We start from the raw sequence: 21,259 nt of genomic DNA on the forward strand, positions 1-21,259 counted from the left end.
AAAACGGCGACCCTCGGGTCGCCGTTTTTTTAGAACATCAAGCTACCGGATTGATCGGCTTTTCCGGGTACCAGACGTCCAGCAGCGGGCTGACTTCAACGCTGGTCAGCTCGGTGCGGCCTTTGAGCCAGGCTTCAACGGCAGCGCGCTGTTCAGCGCTGACCGAGCCACGCTTCTGCAGGCAAACCAGACCGTAGTCGTCGCCGCCAACATAACCCAGACCGTTGGCTTCCATGGCTTCTTTGAGGAACGCGTCGAGGAAAGCATCAATGGCTTCATCAGCCAAATCTTCTTTGAAATCCAGGTTCAGTTCGAAACCCAGCTCTTGAAATTCATCGACGCACAATTTTTTGCGCAGACGCTGGGAACGGTTAGTCGCCATTGGAACAATCCTCTTAAGTAATAACGGGCGGCACTTTAGCAGTTTAAGCGGCCGATTGCCCGACTCTCTGGACCGGGACTGCTACCGCCGGTAAAAAAATAGCGGATTAGAGGGCCAAGGCACGGCACAAGTCATGACACCTTGGGGCATAATGCCGACACTTTCATGACCATTGAGGGAATTTATCTTCATGCCCTCGTCTTTTTCCCCCTGGCTGTAGGGTTTTATTACAGATGATCAAATCTTTGCGTCCCTTGTTCCTGGCCAGTCTTCTTCTTCCCCTGGCCCTTCCCGTTTGCGCCGCCAGTATCAACACCGCCCTCACACCCAATGTCGAAAAGGCCCTCAAGGCCAGCAAGCTGCAGGACAACGCCCTGTCGCTGGTGTTGATCCCGCTCACCGGCCCCGGTACCCCGACCGTGTACAACGCCGACGTGTCGGTCAACCCGGCATCGACCATGAAACTGGTCACCACCTACGCGGCCCTGGAAATGCTCGGCCCGAATCATCAGTGGAAAACCGAGTTCTACACCGACGGCACCCTCAGCGGCGGCATTCTCAACGGCAACCTCTACCTCAAGGGTGGCGGTGACCCGAAGCTGAACATGGAAAAGCTCTGGCTGCTGATGCGCGATCTGCGCGCCAATGGCGTCACGCAGATCACCGGTGACCTGGTGCTGGATAAAACCTTCTTCGTCCAGCCGCAACTGCCGGAGTTCAACGACGACGGCAATGACGACAACAAACCGTTCCTGGTCAAACCCGACTCCTTGCTGGTCAACCTCAAGGCCCTGCGGTTTGTTGCACGCAATGACTCGGGCAAGGTGCTGATCTCGGTGGAACCGCCGATTGCCAGCATCCGCATCGACAACCAGGTCAAGGCCATCAACGGCAAGCAATGCACCGGTGGCGTGCGTTACAACCCGGTCCCCCAGGCCGATGGCACCATGACCGTGACGGTCGGCGGCCAACTGGCTGAAGGCTGCAGCTCGCAGACCTACCTGTCGCTGCTCGACCACGCGACTTACACCGCCGGTGCCGTGCGCGCGATCTGGAAGGAACTGGGTGGCAGCATCCAGGGCAAGGATGTGCTGGCGCCAACACCTAAAAGCGCCAAGTTGCTGGCCCGTGCGTTTTCCCCGGACCTGGCGGAAATCATCCGTGACATCAACAAATACAGTAACAACACCATGGCCCAGCAGCTGTTCCTGAGCCTTGGCCAACGCTACCGCACCGACGCCGACGGCGATGACGCCAAGGCGGCCCAGCGTGTCGTGCGCCAGTGGCTGGCAAAGAAAGGCATCACCGCGCCGCACCTGGTGATGGAGAACGGCTCCGGCCTGTCCCGTGCCGAACGGGTCAGCGCCCGCGAAATGGCCTCGATGCTCGAAGCCGCCTGGCACAGCCCGTATGCCGCCGAGTACATCAGCTCGATGCCGATTGCCGGCACCGACGGCACCATGCGCAAACGCCTGAAGACCACCGCGATGCGCGGTGAAGCCCACGTCAAGACCGGCACCCTGAATACCGTGCGGGCGATCGCCGGCTTCAGCCGCGACGTCAACGGCAATACCTGGGCGGTGGTAGCGATCCTCAACGACAAGGCACCGTTTGGCGCTTCGTCAGTGCTCGATCAGGTGCTGCTGGACCTGTATCGCCAGCCTAAGCTGGCACAGACCGCCTCGACTCTATAAGCACCCCCGAACCACTGTAGGAGCGAGCCTGCTCGCGATGGTCATTAACGATAACGCGGGGAATCTGGTTCCCCGCGGTGTTCTTGAGTTCATCGCGAGCAGGCTCGCTCCCACAGTGGGTCAGAGGGCCGCACTCAGCTGATTAACGCGCCATGATTTTCCAGGCACGATGGATCTTGGCGTTACGAGCAAAATCCGGGTCGATGGTCTTGGCAGTGATTTCTTCCACCGCATAGCGCTCGCTGAGGTTCGGCTCCAGCTCGAACTTGCGGAAGTTGTTGGAGAAATACAGCACTCCACCGGGCGCCAGACGGGCCATGGCCAGGTCGATCAGTTGCACCTGGTCGCGTTGCACGTCAAACACACCTTCCATACGCTTGGAGTTGGAAAACGTCGGCGGGTCGATGAAGATCAGCTCGTACTCGTCACGGCTGGCTTCGAGCCAGGCCATCACATCGCCCTGCTCCAGGCGGTTCTTGTCGGAGAAACCGTTCAGCGACAGGTTGCGCCGCGCCCAGTCCAGATAGGTTTTCGACAGGTCGACACTGGTGGTGCTGCGCGCGCCACCCTTGGCGGCATGCACGCTGGCGGTCGCGGTGTAGCAGAACAGGTTGAGGAAGCGTTTGCCCGCGGCTTCTTTCTGGATGCGCATGCGCATCGGCCTGTGGTCGAGGAACAAGCCGGTGTCGAGGTAATCGGTGAGGTTGACCAGCAGCTTGATGCCACCTTCGTTGACCTCGACGAATTTGCCCTGTGCCGCCTGACGCTCGTACTGCTTGGTGCCGCTCTGACGCTCGCGGCGCTTGACCACCACGCGGCTCTTGTCGATGTTCAAGGCCTGGGGAATTGCAGCCAGGGCATCGAACATGCGCGCCGAGGCCTTTTCCGGATCGATGGATTTCGGTGCGGCGTATTCCTGAACGTGGACCCAGTCGTGATACAGGTCGATGGCCATGGAGTATTCCGGCATGTCGGCATCGTAGACGCGATAGCAGTCGATGCCTTCACGCTTGACCCACTTGCCCATGGCCTTGAGGTTCTTCTGCAGGCGGTTGGCAAACATCTGCCCGCCTTCGCTCAGGCGTGGCTGCTCGATCACCGGTGCCGGTGCTGGCGTCGGTTTGATCGGGTTGCCGTTTTTGTTGTACTTGCGCTCTTGCGGCTCGCTTGGGGCCTGATCGTAGGCCGCCTGCTCGCGCTCGACCTGGCGCTGCTCCGGTGTACGACGTTCGCCGGTGACGAACTGATCCGGCAGCACCTTGATCAGCAACAGCTTACACGGCAACGCGCCGTTCCAGAACGAATACTGTTTGTGGCTGCGGATGCCCATGCGCTTGCCCAGATCCGGTGCGCCGGTGAACACCGCCGCCTCCCAGTTCAGGCAGGCCTGACGCAGGCGTTCGCCAAGGTTCTGGTAGAGGTAGAGCAGGCTCGCCTCATCACCCAGACGCTCGCCATACGGAGGGTTGCAGATCACCAGGCCTTTCTGGTTCTGGTCCGGGCGCGGCTCGAACGTCGCCACTTCGCCCTGGTAGATCTTGATCCACTCGCTCAGACCGGCGCGTTCGACGTTGTTACGCCCTGGCTGAATCAGGCGCGGGTCGGCTTCGTAGCCACGAATCCACAGCGGTGGCTTGGCCAGGCCGGCAGCGGCACGCTCGGAGGCTTCTTCATGGAGTTTTTTCCACAGTGCTGGAACGTGGCCCAGCCAGGCGGTGAAGCCCCATTGCTCGCGGCGCAGGTTCGGCGCGATATCGGCGGCAATCATCGCCGCCTCCACCAGGAACGTACCGACACCACACATCGGATCGGCCAGGGCGCCGCCTTCGGCCGCGATGCGTGGCCAGCCGGAACGGATCAGGATCGCCGCCGCAAGGTTTTCCTTCAGCGGTGCCGCGCCCTGCTGCAGGCGATAACCGCGCTGGTGCAGGCTGTGGCCGGACAGATCGAGGGAAAGGATCGCCTCGCCGCGATCCAGACGCAGGTGAATGCGCAGGTCCGGGTTGAGCTTGTCAATGGACGGGCGATCGCCCTGCGGGGTGCGCAGTTTGTCGACGATCGCATCTTTGACCTTCAATGCGCCGAAGTGGGTGTTGTCGATACCCGAGCCATGGCCGCTGAATTCGACGGCCAGGGTGCCGTCATTGAGCATGTGGTCTTGCCACTCGATATCCAGCACACCGTGATAGAGGTCTTCTGCATCCTTCATCGGGAAACGCTTGAGCACCAGCAGCACCCGGTTCGCCAGGCGCGACCACAGGCACAGGCGGTAAGCGGTTTCCATGGTGGCCATGCCGCGCACGGCAGAAGTGTGCTCACGCGCTTCCTCAAGGCCAAGCCCGATGGCTTCCTCGATCAGCAGGCCTTCGAGGCCCTTGGGGCAAGTGAGGAAGAGTTCGAAACGATCGGACATGGGAATTCCAGAACCTTTAGCGAGTGACCGGGCAACGCATTGCCGGTCCGGTTTTGTATCAGGCGCTTTTCTAGAAGAACGCCCGCGTGGCACGAAGGTGTGCCGTTCCACCCTTGCTGCCCGGGTTAAATGAGCTTAGATGCAAAGACAGATAAAAAAGTTGATGCCACAAAAAGACATAATTCGACCCTTCGTCGAATAATCGCCCTCGGCAACGGGAGACATTCTCACTAAGGATTAAGCCCATCATTTTTGCAGGGGGCCGATCATACCGGGGTTTGGCTCACAACGACGGGTTAAACATCGAGTTGCTTAGTGCCATAGCACATTAATCGTTACTTCCTTATGACAAAACGATCATTCCCTCGATGTGACGCATTGGTTAGAACTCATCTCAGGTTGGCGCCGCAACGACGCCAACACCCTTGGCTCGTCACGCCGGCAACGAGCCCCAACGGCAGAGTATTTCTGCCAGACCTCGATCGAGGTCAACGCGATGAAAACAGTCAACAAGTGAGGGCTACACCCTATGAGAAGACTTAAGCGTGATCCGTTGGAAAGAGCATTTTTGCGCGGATATCAATATGGCGTTGGTGGCAAATCCCGTGAGCTTTGCCCATTTACTCTACCGTCGGTACGTCAAGCCTGGATTAACGGCTGGCGAGAAGGACGCGGCGACAACTGGGACGGTATGACCGGCACTGCGGGAATCCATAGACTCAACGAACTTCACGCCGTCGGCTAAACACAGGGCACAACACTCCGACACGACAATCTGAATCAGTATCGAATTAACCACGCACGTCCCATCCGGACGGCGGGCTTCGGCCCAGGGGCTCCTTAAAGGAGCCCTTTTTTGTGCCTGCCAAAAACTCAGCAGCAAACTATTGTGGCGAGGGGGCTTGAGTGAACAGCGTTACGCTCCCCCAAGCGATCAGCGCAAGGCGGCGATGGCATCCACGGATTCACGAATCAACGCCGGCCCTTTGTAGATGAAACCCGAGTAGATCTGCACCAGGCTCGCACCCGCGCTGATTTTCTCCGCCGCGTGTCGGCCTTCGGTAATGCCGCCCGCCGCGATGATCGGCAACTGCCCACCCAATTGCGCCGCCAGCACTTTCACCGTGTGGGTGCTCTTGTCGCGAACCGGGGCGCCAGACAAACCACCCGCCTCATCACCAAACTCCATGCCTTCGACGCCTACGCGGCTCAGGGTGGTGTTGGTGGCGATGACCGCGTCCATGCCGGTTTCGATCAGTGCCTGGGCAACTTGCGCGGTTTCTTCATCGGTCATGTCCGGCGCGATCTTGATCGCCAGCGGTACATGTTTGCCATGGCGCAGCGCCAGCTCCGCGCGGCGCTCGGCCAGGTCGGCGAGCAATTGCTTGAGAGAGTCGCCAAATTGCAGGCTGCGCAGGCCCGGGGTGTTCGGCGAGCTGACGTTTACCGTCACATAGCTGGCGTGGGCGTAGACCTTGTCCAGGCAGATCAGGTAGTCGTCGACCGCACGCTCGACCGGGGTATCGAAGTTCTTGCCGATGTTGATGCCCAGCACGCCCTTGTACTTGGCTGCCGCCACTCGGGCCAGCAGGTGATCGACACCAAGGTTGTTGAAGCCCATGCGATTGATGATCGCCTCGGCTTCCGGCAAGCGGAACAACCGCGGTTTCGGATTGCCTGGCTGTGGACGCGGGGTGATGGTGCCGATTTCGACAAAACCGAAACCCAGTTGCGCGAAGCCGTCGATGGCCGCGCCGTTCTTGTCCAAGCCGGCCGCCAGACCCACCGGGTTGGGGAAGTCCAGGCCCATGACGTTCACCGGGACCTTCGCCGGCGCCTTGCACAACAAGCTGTTGAGCCCCAGGCGTCCTCCTGCGCCGATCAGGTCCAGGGACAGATCGTGGGAAGTTTCCGGGGAAAGTTTGAACAACAGCTGACGGGCCAGGGTGTACATGGGCAGGTCGGACTCAGGGCTACGAAAAGTGGGGCAGATTATAGCCGCGCATCAGGGTTGCAAGCGAGGCGCACGAGAAAATCAGCCAGCGATGGCATATGCCTTGCACCTCTACCGGAATCAGCACCCTTGCCAATGGCGGGATAGGTGCAAGGACGATGGCGTCGTCACCCGGCCTGGCGGACGCAGTGGCCTGGGGCGATGCCTTTTTTTTGAAGGTGCCATAGCAATGAACGAACCCTCAACCACCCCCTTGGCCTGGGTCAACGGCAGCGACGCCCCGGAAAAGACCGAAATCAATCTCGGTTTCATGGCCCTCAGCGATTGCGCATCGGTTGTGGTCGCCGCCACCCAGGGCTTTGCCCAACCCTATGGGCTGACCCTTAACCTCAAGCGCCAATCCTCCTGGGCCGGCCTGCGGGACAAGCTGGTCAGCGGCGAACTGGATGCCGCCCACAGCCTGTACGGCCTGGTGTATGCCGTGCACCTGGGTATCGGCGGCGTGGCGGCGACGGACATGGCGGTGCTGATGGGCCTCAACCAGAATGGCCAGAGCATCAACCTCTCCCACGGATTGCAGACGCAGGGTGTGAGCAGTCCTGAAGCACTCGAGCGGCACGTGCACCAAACTCGCTCAAAACTCACCTTCGCCCAGACCTTCCCCACCGGCACTCACGCCATGTGGCTGTATTACTGGCTCGCCAGCCAGGGCATTCACCCATTGCAGGATGTCGATAGCGTGGTAGTGCCGCCACCGCAAATGATCGCGCACCTGCAAGCAGGGCGTATCGACGGTTTCTGCGTCGGCGAGCCCTGGTCCGCCAGCGCGGTGCAACAGGATCTCGGTTTTACCCTGACCACCAGCCAGGCGATCTGGCCCGATCACCCGGAAAAAGTCCTTGCTTGCACCCGTACTTTCGTCGAGCAATACCCCAATACCGCGCGGGCGCTGGTGATGGCGATTCTGCAAGCCAGCCGGTTTATCGAGCAAAGCCAGGAAAACCGTCGCAGCACGGCGCAGTTGCTCAGCGCCGCGCAATACCTCGACACGCCACTGGAGTTTATCGAGCCGCGCCTGCTCGGCGACTATGCCGATGGTCTCGGCAACCGCTGGCAGGACCCGCATGCGCTGCGGTTCCATGCCAATGGCGAGGTCAATCTGCCGTACCTGTCCGATGGCATGTGGTTCATGACCCAGTTCCGCCGCTGGGGGTTATTGCGCGACGATCCGGACTACCTTGCCGTAGCCCGACAGGTGCAGCAACTGGACCTGTATCGGCAGGCCGCCGATGCCGTCGGCGTTGCCGCCACGGACAAGGAAATGCGCCGCAGCCAGTTGATTGACGGCAAAATATGGGACGGCACAGACCCGGCCGGTTATGCCCGTGGTTTCAAGCTGCACGCGATGAGCGACAGCACGCCGCTGCTCGCCAGCCACTGACAGGAGACTGCAAATATGTTGCGAATCCTGCTGATCAACGACACGGCGAAGAAAGTCGGGCGGCTGAAAGCGGCACTGACGGAAGCCGGGTTCGAGGTAATCGACGAATCAGGCCTGACCATCGACCTGCCCGAACGCGTCGAAACGGTGCGTCCGGACGTGATCCTGATCGATACCGAGTCACCGGGGCGCGATGTCATGGAGCAAGTGGTGCTGGTGACCCGCGACCAGCCCCGGCCAATTGTGATGTTCACCGACGAGCACGACCCCGGCGTGATGCGCCAGGCCATCAAGTCCGGGGTCAGTGCCTACATCGTCGAAGGTATTCACGCACAGCGTTTGCAGCCCATTCTCGACGTAGCCATGGCGCGTTTTGAAAGCGACCAGGCCCTGCGCGCTCAATTGCATGCCCGCGACCAGCAACTGGCCGAGCGCAAGCGCATCGAGCTGGCCAAGGGCCTGCTGATGAAGATGAAGGACTGCAACGAGGAAGAGGCCTACACCCTGATGCGCCGCCAGGCCATGAGCCGCCAGCAGAAGCTGATTCAGGTCGCGGAGCAGATCATTGCCATGAGTGAGTTGTTGGGCTGAAGCCTTGTAGTGGATGTCCTGCCCCTCGCGAGCAAGCCCACTCCCACATTTTTCCCAGTGGGAGCGGGCTTGCTCGCGAAGGACGCACCTCAGCCCCACCTGTTGGCACAAATCTGGCTAAGCAATAACCACAGGTAACCAACGGCGGTTGCCCCACCTACGACAAAGACGTCGCTCACCCCGTTTGCCCAAGGCGAATCGGGTGGCGGCGTTTTTTCGTTCTGGCCCCACAGCTCGGGGTCGGTGGTGCAGCCCACAGGCGCCCCACCTGCAAGCTCCTGACTCCTTCTCGAGACTCTTCACAGCTGAGGTGCGCGATGAATTCAAGCTTCTGGAAATCCGGCCATACCCCGACATTGTTCGCGGCCTTTCTCTATTTCGACCTGAGCTTCATGGTCTGGTATCTGCTCGGCCCACTGGCGGTGCAGATTGCCGCTGACTTGCACCTGACCACGCAACAACGAGGCCTGGTGGTGGCCACGCCGATCCTGGCCGGTGCCATATTGCGCTTTATCATGGGGATGCTGGCCGATCGCCTGTCGCCAAAGACTGCCGGGCTGATCGGCCAGGTGATCGTCATCTGCGCCCTGTTCGTCGCATGGAAACTCGGCATCCACAGTTACGAGCAAGCCCTGTTGCTGGGCCTGTTCCTGGGCATGGCCGGTGCGTCGTTCGCTGTCGCCCTGCCCCTGGCGTCGCAATGGTATCCACCGCAGCATCAAGGCAAGGCCCTGGGTATCGCCGGTGCCGGCAATTCGGGCACCGTATTGGCAGCCTTGATCGCCCCGGTGCTGGCGGCGGCATTCGGTTGGAGCAATGTGTTCGGCTTTGCCCTGATTCCGCTGATCCTGACCCTGATCGTTTTCGCCTGGCTGGCGAAAAATGCGCCCGAGCGGCCCAAAGCCAAATCCATGGCCGACTACTTCAAGGCACTGGGTGACCGCGACAGCTGGTGGTTCATGTTTTTCTACAGCGTGACGTTCGGCGGTTTCATCGGCCTGGCCAGCGCCCTGCCCGGCTACTTCAACGACCAGTATGGCCTGAGCCCGGTGACCGCTGGCTACTACACCGCTGCCTGCGTATTCGGTGGCAGCCTGATGCGCCCATTGGGCGGTGCCCTGGCTGACCGTTTCGGCGGCATCCGCACGCTGCTGGCGATGTACACCGTGGCGGCGACTTGCATTGCCTTGGTCGGTTTCAATCTGCCAAGTTCCTACGCCGCTCTGGCGCTTTTCGTCTGCACCATGCTCGGTTTGGGCGCAGGCAACGGCGCGGTATTCCAGTTGGTACCGCAGCGCTTCCGTCGGGAAATCGGGGTAATGACCGGCCTGATCGGCATGGCCGGCGGCATCGGCGGGTTTGCTCTCGCCGCAGGCATGGGCGCGATCAAGCAGAGCACCGGCAGCTATCAACTGGCGCTGTGGTTGTTCGCCAGCCTCGGCATCCTCGCCTGGTTCGGCCTGCATGGCGTAAAACGGCGCTGGAGAACCACTTGGGGCTCGGCCGCCGTAACCGCGGCGCGGGTCTGACGCTGCCATGGGCCTGCAACTGAGTTTCGCCGAAGCCAGTGCCATCGGCCCTCGCGATGAAAACCAGGACGCCCTGCGCCTGGTCACGCCCGCTCCGGCACTGGCGGCGAGCAAAGGTTACCTGTTCGCCATCGCCGACGGTGTCAGCCAGTGTGCCGATGGCGGCCTCGCCGCCCGTTCGACCTTGCAGGCTTTGGCACTGGACTACTACGCCACGCCGGAAACCTGGGGCATTGCCCAGGCGCTGGATCGCCTGCTGCTGGCGCAGAACCGCTGGCTGCAGGCCAATGGCAATGGCCAACCGCTGTTGACCACGGTCAGTGCGCTGGTCATGCGTGGCAGGCGTTTCACCCTGGCCCACGTCGGAGATTGCCGGGTATATCGCTGGCATGCCGACCAGTTGCAACGCATCAGCGAGGATCACGTCTGGGACCAGCCGGGCATGCAGCACGTGCTCAAACGCGCACTGGGGCTCGATCAGCATCTGGTGCTGGATTTCCTCGATGGCGAACTGCGCCTGGATGAGAGTTTCGTGCTGCTCAGCGACGGTGTCTGGGCCGTGCTTGGCGACACCGCAATTGCCGCGATTCTGCGCGACCAACCGGACCTGCACAGCGCCGCGCAAACCCTGGTGAAGGCCGCGCATCTGGCCGGCAGCGAGGATAACGCCAGCGCCTTGCTGGTGCGTGTCGATGCGCTCGGTGAGGCGAGCATCGGCGACGCGTTGATGCATTTGCAGCAATGGCCGCTGCCGCCGGCACTGAAACCCGGGCAGCTCTTCGAAGGCTGGCAAGTCGAAACAATACTCGGGCAGAGTCAGCAATCGCTGCTCTATCGGGTACGCGACGCCCAGCAACAACCGTGGCTGCTGAAAACCCTGCCGGGGCGAATGCACGACGATCACCAGGCCGGGCAAGCATTACTCTCGGAGGAATGGTTTCTCAAGCGCGTGGCCGGACGGCATTTCCCTGAAGTCCATGCCGCCAGCCAGCGTCAGCATTTGTACTATGTGATGCGCGAATATGCCGGGTCGACGCTGGCGCAACTGTACGATCAGGGCGGGCCGCTGCCGCTGGCCCAGTGGCAGGAACTGGCCGAGCGCTTGCTGCGAGCGGTCGGTTTGCTGCATCGCCGGCAGATACTGCATCGCGATATCAAACCGGAAAACCTGCTGCTGGCAGACGACGGCGAATTGCGCCTGCTGGATTTCGGTCTCGCCTACTGTCCAGGGCTCTGCGAAGACCGCCCCACCGAACTGCCCGGGACGCCGAGCTACATCGCCCCGGAAGCGTTTCTTGGCAACCTTGCGACAGCGCAGCAGGACCTGTACTCCGTCGGCGTTACCCTTTACTTCCTGCTTACCGGGCATTTTCCCTACGGCGAAATCGAGGCATTCCAGCACCCTCGTTTCGGCCAGCCGGTCAGCGCCGGGCGCTATAGACCAGACCTGCCGGAGTGGATTGCCCAAAGCCTGGAGCGGGCCGTGGCTGCGGATCCTGATCAGCGCTTTGAAACGGCGGAAGAATGGCTGCTGTTGATGGAACAGGGCGAGCGCCGCAGCTTGAGCGTACGACCCAGACCGCTGCTGGAGCGCGAGCCGCTGAAGGTGTGGCGGACGTTGGCGCTGGTGTCGCTGGTGGTGAATCTGGTGCTGCTGGTTTTGCTGTTTCACGGCTGATAGCGCTGAACCATCAACCTGACGCTCCACGAACGAGCGACACGCTTCGAATCAGTGCACAAAACACTGCAATCATTTCGACGAATGCCCCCAAACTCAATAAATCCGCGGTCCAGCAGCACTTGGCACAGCCGCTGCATTACTTTTTACACCACACATAAAGCCCAGCCTTCAACGACGAATGCTGCGCTTCCCGAGAGAACGGGACCAGGACAAAGGCGTCCTCGCTAGGCAACTAGCGGGACGCCTTTTTTTGTTTGCGCAAAATTTGTCGAGCAAGACCTGAACAGCCCTGATGAGGCGAGTCTGAGCTCCCGGAGAACCTGATGAAAAAACTAAAACTGGTGATGATCGGCAACGGCATGGCCGGGGTTCGCACCCTGGAAGAACTGCTCAAGCTGAGCAATGAGCTGTACGACATCACGGTCTTCGGCGCCGAACCGCACACAAATTACAACCGCATCCTGCTGTCACCGGTGCTGGCCGGCGAGCAGACTTTCGAAGAGATCGTGCTCAATGACCTGGACTGGTACCTGGAAAACAACATCAAGCTGCTGCTCAACCGCAAAGTGGTGGAAATAGACCGGGTCAAACGCCGGGTCATCGCTGAAGACGGCAGCGAGGCCGAGTACGACCGCCTGCTGATCGCCACCGGTTCGACCCCTTTCATCCTGCCGATTCCAGGCAACACCCTTGAGGGTGTGATCGGCTACCGCGATATTGCCGACACCCAGGCCATGATCAACACCGCAAAAACCCACAAGCACGCAGTAGTGATCGGTGGTGGCCTGCTCGGCCTGGAAGCCGCCAACGGCCTGATGCTGCGGGGCATGCATGTCACCGTAGTGCACCTCGGTGAATGGCTGCTGGAACGGCAACTGGACAAGACCAGCGGCCTGCTGCTGCAATCGGCCCTTGAAGCGCGCGGCCTGCATTTTCGCCTGTGCGAGCAAACCAAGGCCCTGCACGATGCCGGCAATGGCCGGGTCGGCTCGGTGGAGTTCAAGAACGGCGAGATCATCCCCGCCGACCTGGTGGTCATGGCGGCCGGCATTCGCCCCAACACCGAACTCGCGGAAAAATCCGGGATCCCCTGCAACCGCGGGATTCTGGTCAACGACACCCTGCAAACCTATGACCCACGGATCTATGCGATCGGCGAATGCGCCAGCCACCGCGGCATCGCCTATGGCTTGGTAGCACCGCTGTTCGAGCAGGCCAAGGTCTGCGCCAACCACCTTGCACAACTGGGTTTCGCCCGTTATCAGGGCTCGGTGACCTCGACCAAACTGAAAGTCACCGGCATCGACCTGTTCTCCGCCGGTGACTTCATGGGCGGTGAAGGCACGGAGACCATCACCCTTTCCGACCCGATCGGCGGGGTCTACAAAAAACTGGTGATCAAGGATGACGTGCTGGTCGGGGCCTGCCTGTACGGCGATACCGCCGATGGCGGCTGGTACTTCCGGCAAATCCGCGAGAACCACGGCATCGGTGAAATCCGCGATCACTTGATGTTTGGTGAAAACGCTATAGGCGACGTCGGACATCAGGGCCAGGACAAGGCCATGAGCATGGCTGACAGTGCCGAGGTCTGCGGCTGCAACGGCGTATGCAAGGGCACCATCGTCAAGGCGATTCAGGAGCACGGGCTGTTCAGTGTCGATGAGGTCAAGAAACACACCAAGGCCGCCAGCTCCTGCGGCTCCTGCGCGGGCCTGGTGGAACAGATCCTGATCAATACCGTGGGCGGCGCCGCCGACGTCAAGCCGAAAAGCGAAAAAGCCATTTGCGGCTGCAGCGACCTCAATCACGGACAGATCCGCCAGGCCATCCGTGAGCAGCACCTGCTGACCATTGCCGGCACCATGGGCTACTTGAACTGGCGCACGCCGAATGGCTGTGCAACCTGTCGCCCGGCGCTCAACTACTACCTGATTTCCACCTGGCCGGGCGAGGCCAAGGACGATCCGCAATCACGCCTGATCAACGAACGGGCTCACGCCAACATTCAGAAAGACGGTACCTACTCTGTAGTGCCAAGGATGTGGGGCGGAGTGACCAATCCTTCCGAATTGCGCCGCATTGCCGACGTGGCAGACAAATACAACGTGCCCATGGTCAAGGTTACCGGTGGGCAACGCATCGACTTGCTGGGTATTAAAAAACAGGACCTGCCAGGAGTCTGGAAGGATCTCGACATGCCGTCCGGCCACGCCTACGGCAAATCCATCCGCACGGTGAAGACCTGCGTCGGCAGCGAGTTCTGCCGCTTTGGCACGCAGAACTCCACCCAACTGGGCATCGAGCTTGAACATGACCTGTTCAACATGTGGTCGCCGCACAAAGTGAAACTGGCCGTCTCCGGTTGCCCGCGCAACTGCTCGGAAGCGGGTATCAAGGATGTGGGAATTATCGGTGTGGATTCCGGTTGGGAGATGTACATCGGTGGCAACGGCGGGATCAAGACCGAGGTCGCCGAGTTCTTCGTCAAGCTCAAAACCGCCGAAGAAGTACGCGAGTACAACGGCGCCTTCCTGCAGCTCTATCGCGAAGAGGCCTTCTATCTCGAACGCACCGTGCACTACCTGCAACGGGTCGGCATGGAGCACATCAAGAAAGCCGTGCTGGAAGATCCACAGCGCCGCAAAGCGCTCAACGAGCGTCTGCAGTTCTCCCTGTCGTTCGAGCAAGACCCGTGGAAAGAACGCCTGCAACAGCCATTGCTGAAGAAGGAGTTCGACGTCATCCCTGTGAAGAACCTGGAGGTGCTGGCATGAACTGGCTGGATATCTGCGCACTGGAAGAAATCAACGCCCTGGGTTCGCGAATCGTCGCCGGCCCGAAAGGTGACATCGCCATTTTCCGTACCAGCGACGACGAAGTTTTCGCCCTCGATGACCGCTGCCCGCACAAGGGCGGGCCATTGTCCCAAGGGTTGATCTACGGCAAGCGGGTCGCCTGCCCGCTGCACAACTGGCAGATCGACCTGGCAAGCGGCGAAGCCCAGGCGCCGGATATCGGCTGCGCCCACCATCATCCGGCACGGGTCGAAAATGGCCGGGTGATGCTGGCCCTGGACGCAAGCTGATGAACCGCCAGATCACCGCGTCCACCTGCTGTTACTGCGGGGTCGGTTGTGGGGTGCTGATCGAGCATGACGGCGAGCGCATCCTCGGCGTCAGCGGCGATCCGGCCCACCCGGCCAATTTCGGCAAACTGTGCAGCAAAGGCTCAACCCTGCACCTGACGGGCGACCTCACGGCCCGGGCCTTGTACCCCGAATTGCGTCTGGGCAAAGGCCTGGCCCGCGCTCGCACCGATTGGGACAGCGCCCTCGATCATGCCGCCAGCGTGTTTGCCCAAACCATCGCCGAACATGGTCCGGATAGCGTGGCGTTCTATATCTCCGGGCAGTTGCTGACCGAGGATTACTACGCCTTCAACAAGCTGGCGCGAGCGTTGGTGGGGACCAACAATATCGACAGCAACTCACGCCTGTGCATGTCTTCGGCGGTGGTCGGCTACAAGCGCAGCCTGGGCGCAGACGCACCACCTTGCAGCTACGAAGACCTCGAACTGAGCGATTGCGTGATGATCGTTGGCAGTAATATGGCCTACGCCCATCCGGTACTGTTTCGTCGCCTGGAAGAAGCCAAATCCCGCCGTCCACAGATGAAAGTCATCGTCATCGACCCACGGCGTACCGACACCTGCGATCTGGCTGACCTGCATCTGGCGATTTTACCGGGCACCGATGTCGCCTTGTTCCATGGGATCTTGCACCTGCTGCTGTGGGAAGACTGGATCGACCGCGATTTCATCAATGCCCATACCGAAGGTCTGGCCGAACTCAAAAGCCTGGTGCGCGACTACACGCCGCAAATGGTTTCGCAACTGTGCGGCATCGGTATCGAGCAACTGCAGGAGTGTGCCCAATGGGTCGGGACCTCGAAAAGCTTCCTGTCGCTGTGGTGTATGGGCCTGAATCAATCCACCGCCGGCAGCGCGAAAAACAGTGCGCTGATCAACCTGCATCTGGCCACCGGGCAAATCGGACGGCCTGGTGCAGGTCCTTTCTCGTTGACCGGTCAACCAAACGCCATGGGCGGGAGGGAAACTGGCAGTTTGTCCAATTTGCTGCCTGGCCATCGCGAAGTTGCCAATCCTGAACACCGTGCTCAGGTAGCGTCTTACTGGGGTGTCGAGCAACTCCCGGAGAACCCGGGGCTCAGCGCCATCGAACTGTTCGAGCAGGTCGGCAACGGCAAAATCAAAGCCCTGTGGATCGCCTGCACCAACCCGGCGCAATCGATGCCGGACCAGAGCGCCGTGCGCGAAGCCTTGCAAGCGTGCCCATTCGTGGTGTTGCAGGAAGCCTTTCGCACCACCGAAACCGCAGCGTTCGCCGATCTGCTGCTGCCCGCCGCCAGCTGGGGTGAAAAAGACGGCATGGTGACCAACTCCGAACGGCGCATTTCCCACGTCCGCCGGGCCATCGCCGCACCGGGTGCAGCACGGCCAGACTGGGCGATCACCGTAGATTTCGCACAACGTCTGGAAAAACATCTGCGTCCCGGCCAACCCGGTCTGTTCGCGTTTGAAACCCCGACTCAGGTGTTCGATGAATTCAAGCAACTGACCCATGGCCGCGACCTGGACCTGTCCGGTATCAGTCACGACCTGATCGACCGTCTTGGTCCGCAACAATGGCCCTTCCCTGTGGGTGCCAGCGAGGGCACGGCCCGGCTGTATATCGACGGAATTTTTCCGACCCCCAGCGGGCGGGCGCAGTTTGTTGCCGATCCCTATCGCGCCGCCAAAGAACAGCGCGATGCGCGTTTTCCGCTGACCCTGATCACCGGCCGCCTGCGCGATCAATGGCACGGAATGAGCCGCACTGGCACAGCTGCACAACTATTTGGCCATGTCAGCGAAGCCGTTTTGAGCCTGCACCCGGATGAGTTGCGTCGGCATCGCCTGCAATCCGGAGATCTGGTCAGCCTGAAAAGCCGTCGCGGTGCGGTGATCGTGCCGGTCGGCAGCGACGACAGCGTACGCCCCGGCCAGGCTTTTCTGCCGATGCACTTTGGTGACCGCTTTCTCAAGGGCGGCGTGAACAGTCTGACCCTTGCCGCTTTCGATCCGTTGTCAAAACAGCCCGAACTCAAGCACAGCGGCGTACGCCTGGAGCCTGTGCAACTGCCATGGCAATTGTTCGCCCTCATCGAAGGTGACGTTCAACGGCATTTCGAGGCACTGCGCCCACTCTGTGAGGCGTTTTCCTATGCCAGCCTCAGCCTCGCCGGCCGTGAACGCCCAGCATTGCTCATACGCGCTGCCAGCACGTCAGCGCCGCCGCCACAGCTATTGGCAGACATTGATCAGTGCCTGGGATTGAACAGCGGGCCGGTGCTGGCCTACGACGACCCGCGACGCTCCATTGGCAAACGGGTGCGCATCGAGAATGGCCGCATCACCGCGATTCGCCTGGCCGGTGAAACCCTCGCCCAGCACTGGCTGCAAGGCCTGTGGCTCGAAGGAAGCGCCGACGAACAGCTGCGTCGCTGGTTGCTCGCGCCGCTGAGCGTGCCACCGGGCAATGCCTTGGCATCAAACGGCAACAAAACCCTTTGCAACTGCAAGAACGTCAGCCAAAACGCGATTTGCGCCAGCATCAGTCGTGGCCTGGACCTGCAGGGGCTCAAACAGGAACTGGGCTGCGGTACGCAGTGCGGGTCCTGCATTCCGGAAATCAAGCGATTGCTGGCAGTCTCTGCCCAGCCGATCGCCGTCAACTCGTGAGGAGCAACACTATGAGCGCAAAAGTCTGGCTGGTGGGTGCGGGCCCTGGCGATCCGGAATTACTGACCCTCAAGGCGGTACGCGCATTGAGAGAAGCGCAAGTGGTGCTGATCGACGACCTGGTCAACAACGCGATCCTGGAGCATTGCCCTCAAGCGCGGATCATTGCGGTGGGCAAGCGCGGTGGCTGTCGCTCCACGCCGCAGGCATTCATTCATCGATTGATGCTGCGTTATGCCCGCCAAGGCAAATGCGTGGTGCGGCTCAAGGGGGGTGACCCGTGCATCTTTGGTCGTGGTGGTGAAGAAGCGCAATGGCTGCGCGAGCAGGGAGTGGAAGTCGAGCTGGTCAACGGCATCACCGCCGGGCTTGCTGGCGCGACGCAATGCGACATCCCTTTGACCTTGCGCGGCGTTGCCCGCGGGGTAACGCTGGTGACCGCTCACACCCAGGACGACAGCAGCCTCAACTGGCAGGCATTGGCCCAGGGCGGTACGACCCTGGTGGTTTACATGGGCGTGGCGAAATTGAGCGAGATTCGCGAGCAATTGCTGGCAGGTGGAATGGCGGCGGATACGCCAGTGGCGATGATTGAGAACGCCTCCCTGCCCCATCAAAGGGAATGCCGGAGCAGCCTTACAGCAATGGAAGAAGATTCCTACATCTTCCAACTCAAGAGCCCGGCTATCCTAGTGATCGGTGCTGTGGCGGCCCATGCAGAGCCCTCTCTGTGTGACTTGCCCGCGATGAAGGCCTGCCAGCCAGCCTGAAACCTGTCCGACTCAGCTTCGGTTGATCAAATCCCAGGCAAAGAAAAGCCCGGCCTAAGCCGGGCTTTTCTCAGAGCTGCGAGCTAATTACTTAGCTTGAGCTTCAACCTGCGCTTCTACGCGACGGTTTACAGCGCGGCCAGCGTCAGTTTTGTTGTCAGCAACTGGGCGGGATTCGCCGTAGCCAACAGACTGAACGCGGGACGATTCAACACCGTACTGGTTGGTCAGAACTTGTTTAACGGCGTTTGCACGACGCTCAGACAGTTTCTGGTTGTAAGCGTCAGGACCGACGGAGTCAGTGTGACCTTCAACAGTAGTGGTGGTGGCTGGGTACTGCTTCATGAAGTCAGCCAGGTTCTTGATGTCGCCGTAGCTGTTTTCTTTGACTACCGACTTGTCGAAGTCAAATTTGACGTCCAACTCAACACGAACAACTTCAGCAACTGCTGGGCAGCCGTCAGCGTCAACAGTTACGTTGGCTGGGGTGTCCGGGCACTTGTCAACGTTGTCGCAAACGCCGTCGTTGTCGCTGTCGGAGCAAACTTCTGGAGCTGGAACCGGAGCAGCAGGCTTGTTGCCGCCACCGAAGTTCACACCGATACCGACGCTAGGAGCCCACTCGGTGTTGCCCTGGTCGATGTTGTACTGAGCTTCAACGCCAGCACGGGCGTAGAAGTTGTCGGTGAAGTACAGCTTGGCACCGCCGCCAACGTTGGCGAAGGTGGAACGGTTACGACCGCCCGAGCCGTTCTGGTCGATGCTCTGGTCGGAGAAACCGCCCGAGACGTAAGGACGTACCATGTCGCCTGGGTTGTTGAAGTGGTACAGAGCGTCCAGGGCGGTGTTGGCGCCTTTAACGTTCTGGCCATCGTCGGTCACAGCGTTGTGGACTTCGTCGTAGGACAGACGCAGTTCAACGTCGTCAGTCAGGAAGTAACCGATGGAACCACCCGGCAGGATGCCGTCGTTCCGGAAGTTACGGTCGGTATCGAAATATTGCTTCTTCGCGTAGCCTTCGATTTCAACTGCGCCTTGGCCTTGTGCCAGAGCGCCGAAGGAAGTGGCGGCAATAAGAGAACCAATGGCCAAGCCCAAGGTGTTTTTCAGTTTCATCCGTTAAATCCCCATCTGGTGATTGTGAAGCAGTCCCGCAAACCGGGGGACAACTCGGCGGCAAGTCTAACAGAACTTGCCTACACGTAAGAGATATTTGCGCTGAACTAAGTTTCAGCAATGCCTGCAAATTTCTCACGCAATTTATCTAGAGCACGTTTGTACCGCATTTTTGTCGCACTCAATCCCATATGCATGATATCCGCGATCTCTTGAAATTCCAGCTCTGCGACAAATCGTAGCACCAGAATTTCACGGTCAATCGGATTCACATACACCAACCAGCGATCAAGTCCACCCTTTTCCTCGGGTTTCGGCGTCTTTTCTTCGGACGCTTCCTCAAGGGGGTCAAGACTTAACGCGTCCATCAAGCGACGCTTTCGCCGTTCTTTCCGATACTGCGTGATGCACTCGTTGTACGTGATGCTATAGAGCCATGTCTTGAACTTCGATTTACCTTCGAAGTTCTTCAGGCCATACAGCACCTTCAACATGACCTCCTGACAGACATCGTCAGCATCGCGATCGTTCCCAAGATATCGTGCACACACGTTAAATAATGTTCGCTGGTAACGCCGCATCAGTTCTTCGTAGGCGCGCGTCACGTGAAACAGCTCGGTATGCGAGCGCGCGACCAACTCCTCATCAGAGAGCTCGCGGGGGTCGTAGCGCGTGGATAACGATTGGGCTTTATTCAAAACAAGTCGGGCCGACAGTTCAGGTCAATGTCCGCCGCAGCGCCAGCGTCAGCAGGCAATTTGCGGCGGCATACATTAGCAGGGTTTGCCGGGTTAGCGGCTACTCACATGCTGCTCAAGAAGGATCCGATTGGAAAGAGAGACTAGCTCACCCTCATCGGTCAGCAATGTGGTTTTAACCGTGCCGATCTCTTCGATCTGGCCTTCGACCTCGCCAACACGTACTTGTTGCCCAACCTGATACAACTCACGCACATAGATTCCTGCAAGAATCTGTCCAGCTATTTCCCGGCTTCCCAGCCCCATTGCCAGCGCTACTGCCAGACCAACGGTGATCAAAACAATCACAATCACATGGTTGAGCAGGTCAGTCTTGACCTCCAACTGGCTGATCGCGACCGAGATGCTGATGATAATCACCAGGCCCTGAGCAATTCGCCCTAACCCGGAAGCGTAGTCCAGTCCTACGCCTTCTGCCGCACCGCGTACCAGCCCATTGGCCAGTTGCGCCAGCAAGACACCCACCAGCAGCACCAGCGCCGCACCGAATACCTTCGGCAAATACAACGCTAGCATATCCAGCGTAGCTGAAACTCGCTCAAGTCCAAGGGATTCTGCGGCAGAAACCAGAAAAATAAGCAGAACGAACCAATAGACGATTTTTCCGATCAACGTCGAGATCGGTACCTGAAGACCCGCACGGGACAGCAACTTGGTCAGGCCAGTACCGCCCATCAGGCGATCAAGGCCAAGCTTGGCGAGCAACTTGGACAGCAACGCGTCCAGCAGTTTCGCCACGACGAAGCCCAACAGCAGCACAACCAGGGCGCCGAACAGGTTCGGGATGAAGTTCGCAACCTTGGTCCACAACGCAGTCATTGCAGTGACGAGGCTCTGAGTCCAGAGATCAAGTTCCATATTCAATCAGCCTTATCAGCGGTGCGGGCGGCAGGTTTACGTAGACGGGATACCGGCGCGACATGGGCCGATCCATTGTTCAAGGCGATCATCAGGGCGGGCAACCAGCGGCCCAGCAGACTGAACAAATCACCGGCGCCGACCTGGCGGTTGGCGGTTTTCAGCACGCGACCAAGGCACGCATCGTCGTCCCGGGTGGAGGGTGATGCATTGAGCATGTCGCGTAAAGACTGTTCAAACGGATCGTGCATACGCACCTCTCGTGATGTC

17 protein-coding genes are annotated in these 21,259 nt (G+C 60.0%); 10 read left to right on the forward strand and 7 right to left on the reverse strand.

The features are described 5' to 3' along the window. Positions 1–37: 37 nt before the first annotated feature. A complete protein-coding gene (locus AC07OG_RS10750; RefSeq protein WP_007971486.1) occupies positions 38–382 on the reverse strand; it encodes a YggL family protein in 345 nt (114 codons plus the stop codon). Between the two features lie 233 nt (positions 383–615). Between AC07OG_RS10750 and dacB the strand changes: the two genes are divergently transcribed. Next, the gene (dacB, locus tag AC07OG_RS10755) at positions 616–2,076 is read left to right on the forward strand and encodes a D-alanyl-D-alanine carboxypeptidase/D-alanyl-D-alanine endopeptidase (protein ID WP_495067000.1); all 1,461 of its coding nucleotides are present in this window, start codon (positions 616–618) and stop codon (positions 2,074–2,076) included. 142 nt (positions 2,077–2,218) lie between these two features. Here dacB and rlmKL read toward each other — a convergent pair whose 3' ends face one another. Next, positions 2,219–4,489 carry a bifunctional 23S rRNA (guanine(2069)-N(7))-methyltransferase RlmK/23S rRNA (guanine(2445)-N(2))-methyltransferase RlmL gene (gene rlmKL / locus AC07OG_RS10760; RefSeq protein WP_060539807.1) on the reverse strand — a complete coding sequence of 757 codons (2,271 nt, stop codon included), beginning with the start codon at positions 4,487–4,489 and terminating at the stop codon, positions 2,219–2,221. Between the two features lie 529 nt (positions 4,490–5,018). On the opposite strand from rlmKL, the gene rmf reads away from it, so the two are divergent. Beyond that, entirely contained in the window at positions 5,019–5,234 is a 216-nt protein-coding gene (gene rmf / locus AC07OG_RS10765; RefSeq protein WP_003223300.1) for a ribosome modulation factor, read from the forward strand. 189 nt (positions 5,235–5,423) lie between these two features. Here the strand turns inward: rmf and AC07OG_RS10770 are convergent, their stop codons facing one another. Next, complete coding sequence (locus tag AC07OG_RS10770; RefSeq protein WP_060539808.1) at positions 5,424–6,443, reverse strand: quinone-dependent dihydroorotate dehydrogenase; 1,020 nt, start codon at positions 6,441–6,443, stop codon at positions 5,424–5,426. Positions 6,444–6,672: 229 nt separating this feature from the next. Here AC07OG_RS10770 and AC07OG_RS10775 point away from each other — a divergent pair, with 229 nt between their 5' ends. The 8 genes from AC07OG_RS10775 (at position 6,673) to cobA (ending at position 18,257) form a co-directional block, all read left to right on the forward strand. Then, positions 6,673–7,884 (forward strand): CmpA/NrtA family ABC transporter substrate-binding protein, encoded by a 1,212-nt coding sequence (locus AC07OG_RS10775; protein ID WP_218424517.1) that lies wholly within the window; start codon positions 6,673–6,675, stop codon positions 7,882–7,884. Between the two features lie 15 nt (positions 7,885–7,899). Continuing rightward, positions 7,900–8,475 carry an ANTAR domain-containing response regulator gene (locus tag AC07OG_RS10780; RefSeq protein WP_060539810.1) on the forward strand — a complete coding sequence of 192 codons (576 nt, stop codon included), beginning with the start codon at positions 7,900–7,902 and terminating at the stop codon, positions 8,473–8,475. 317 nt (positions 8,476–8,792) lie between these two features. Next, positions 8,793–10,004 (forward strand): nitrate/nitrite transporter, encoded by a 1,212-nt coding sequence (locus AC07OG_RS10785; RefSeq protein WP_060539811.1) that lies wholly within the window; start codon positions 8,793–8,795, stop codon positions 10,002–10,004. 7 nt (positions 10,005–10,011) lie between these two features. After that, entirely contained in the window at positions 10,012–11,682 is a 1,671-nt protein-coding gene (locus AC07OG_RS10790) for a bifunctional protein-serine/threonine kinase/phosphatase (RefSeq protein ID WP_495067001.1), read from the forward strand. A gap of 326 nt (positions 11,683–12,008) precedes the next feature. After that, on the forward strand, positions 12,009–14,462 hold the full coding sequence (gene nirB, locus AC07OG_RS10795; protein ID WP_495067002.1) for a nitrite reductase large subunit NirB: 2,454 nt from the start codon (positions 12,009–12,011) through the stop codon (positions 14,460–14,462). Beyond that, positions 14,459–14,773: a nitrite reductase small subunit NirD gene (gene nirD, locus AC07OG_RS10800; RefSeq protein ID WP_060539814.1), complete on the forward strand. Its 315-nt coding sequence runs from the start codon at positions 14,459–14,461 to the stop codon at positions 14,771–14,773. The genes nirB and nirD overlap by 4 nt, the downstream gene beginning before the upstream one ends. Continuing rightward, positions 14,773–17,487, forward strand: coding sequence for a nitrate reductase (locus AC07OG_RS10805; RefSeq protein ID WP_495067003.1), 2,715 nt, complete (start codon positions 14,773–14,775; stop codon positions 17,485–17,487). Before nirD ends, AC07OG_RS10805 begins: the two co-directional genes overlap by 1 nt. Positions 17,488–17,498: 11 nt before the next feature. Next, positions 17,499–18,257 (forward strand): uroporphyrinogen-III C-methyltransferase, encoded by a 759-nt coding sequence (cobA, locus tag AC07OG_RS10810; protein ID WP_495067004.1) that lies wholly within the window; start codon positions 17,499–17,501, stop codon positions 18,255–18,257. Positions 18,258–18,344: 87 nt separating this feature from the next. On the opposite strand, the gene AC07OG_RS10815 is transcribed toward cobA, so the two are convergent. From AC07OG_RS10815 to AC07OG_RS10830, 4 genes are all read right to left on the reverse strand, one after another. Beyond that, complete coding sequence (locus AC07OG_RS10815; RefSeq protein ID WP_495067005.1) at positions 18,345–19,373, reverse strand: OmpA family protein; 1,029 nt, start codon at positions 19,371–19,373, stop codon at positions 18,345–18,347. A gap of 107 nt (positions 19,374–19,480) precedes the next feature. Then, positions 19,481–20,071 (reverse strand): RNA polymerase sigma factor SigX, encoded by a 591-nt coding sequence (gene sigX, locus AC07OG_RS10820; protein ID WP_032834987.1) that lies wholly within the window; start codon positions 20,069–20,071, stop codon positions 19,481–19,483. 93 nt (positions 20,072–20,164) lie between these two features. Then, positions 20,165–20,989 (reverse strand): mechanosensitive ion channel family protein, encoded by an 825-nt coding sequence (locus tag AC07OG_RS10825; protein WP_060539818.1) that lies wholly within the window; start codon positions 20,987–20,989, stop codon positions 20,165–20,167. A 2-nt stretch (positions 20,990–20,991) separates the two neighbouring features. Further along, entirely contained in the window at positions 20,992–21,240 is a 249-nt protein-coding gene (locus AC07OG_RS10830; protein ID WP_008048593.1) for a hypothetical protein, read from the reverse strand. Between the last annotated feature and the right edge of the window lie 19 nt (positions 21,241–21,259).

The sequence above is a fragment of the Pseudomonas sp. GW821-FHT09H03 genome (assembly GCF_059415945.1).

Bases quoted from the DNA above. Each gene is read 5' to 3' on its own strand.
- AC07OG_RS10750 (WP_007971486.1), bottom strand. From the start codon at position 382: ATGGCGACTAACCGTTCCCAGCGTCTGCGCAAAAAATTGTGCGTCGAT.
- dacB (WP_495067000.1), top strand. From the start codon at position 616: ATGATCAAATCTTTGCGTCCCTTGTTCCTGGCCAGTCTTCTTCTTCCC.
- rlmKL (WP_060539807.1), bottom strand. From the start codon at position 4,489: ATGTCCGATCGTTTCGAACTCTTCCTCACTTGCCCCAAGGGCCTCGAA.
- rmf (WP_003223300.1), top strand. From the start codon at position 5,019: ATGAGAAGACTTAAGCGTGATCCGTTGGAAAGAGCATTTTTGCGCGGA.
- AC07OG_RS10770 (WP_060539808.1), bottom strand. From the start codon at position 6,443: ATGTACACCCTGGCCCGTCAGCTGTTGTTCAAACTTTCCCCGGAAACT.
- AC07OG_RS10775 (WP_218424517.1), top strand. From the start codon at position 6,673: ATGAACGAACCCTCAACCACCCCCTTGGCCTGGGTCAACGGCAGCGAC.
- AC07OG_RS10780 (WP_060539810.1), top strand. From the start codon at position 7,900: ATGTTGCGAATCCTGCTGATCAACGACACGGCGAAGAAAGTCGGGCGG.
- AC07OG_RS10785 (WP_060539811.1), top strand. From the start codon at position 8,793: ATGAATTCAAGCTTCTGGAAATCCGGCCATACCCCGACATTGTTCGCG.
- AC07OG_RS10790 (WP_495067001.1), top strand. From the start codon at position 10,012: ATGGGCCTGCAACTGAGTTTCGCCGAAGCCAGTGCCATCGGCCCTCGC.
- nirB (WP_495067002.1), top strand. From the start codon at position 12,009: ATGAAAAAACTAAAACTGGTGATGATCGGCAACGGCATGGCCGGGGTT.
- nirD (WP_060539814.1), top strand. From the start codon at position 14,459: ATGAACTGGCTGGATATCTGCGCACTGGAAGAAATCAACGCCCTGGGT.
- AC07OG_RS10805 (WP_495067003.1), top strand. From the start codon at position 14,773: ATGAACCGCCAGATCACCGCGTCCACCTGCTGTTACTGCGGGGTCGGT.
- cobA (WP_495067004.1), top strand. From the start codon at position 17,499: ATGAGCGCAAAAGTCTGGCTGGTGGGTGCGGGCCCTGGCGATCCGGAA.
- AC07OG_RS10815 (WP_495067005.1), bottom strand. From the start codon at position 19,373: ATGAAACTGAAAAACACCTTGGGCTTGGCCATTGGTTCTCTTATTGCC.
- AC07OG_RS10825 (WP_060539818.1), bottom strand. From the start codon at position 20,989: ATGGAACTTGATCTCTGGACTCAGAGCCTCGTCACTGCAATGACTGCG.
- AC07OG_RS10830 (WP_008048593.1), bottom strand. From the start codon at position 21,240: ATGCACGATCCGTTTGAACAGTCTTTACGCGACATGCTCAATGCATCA.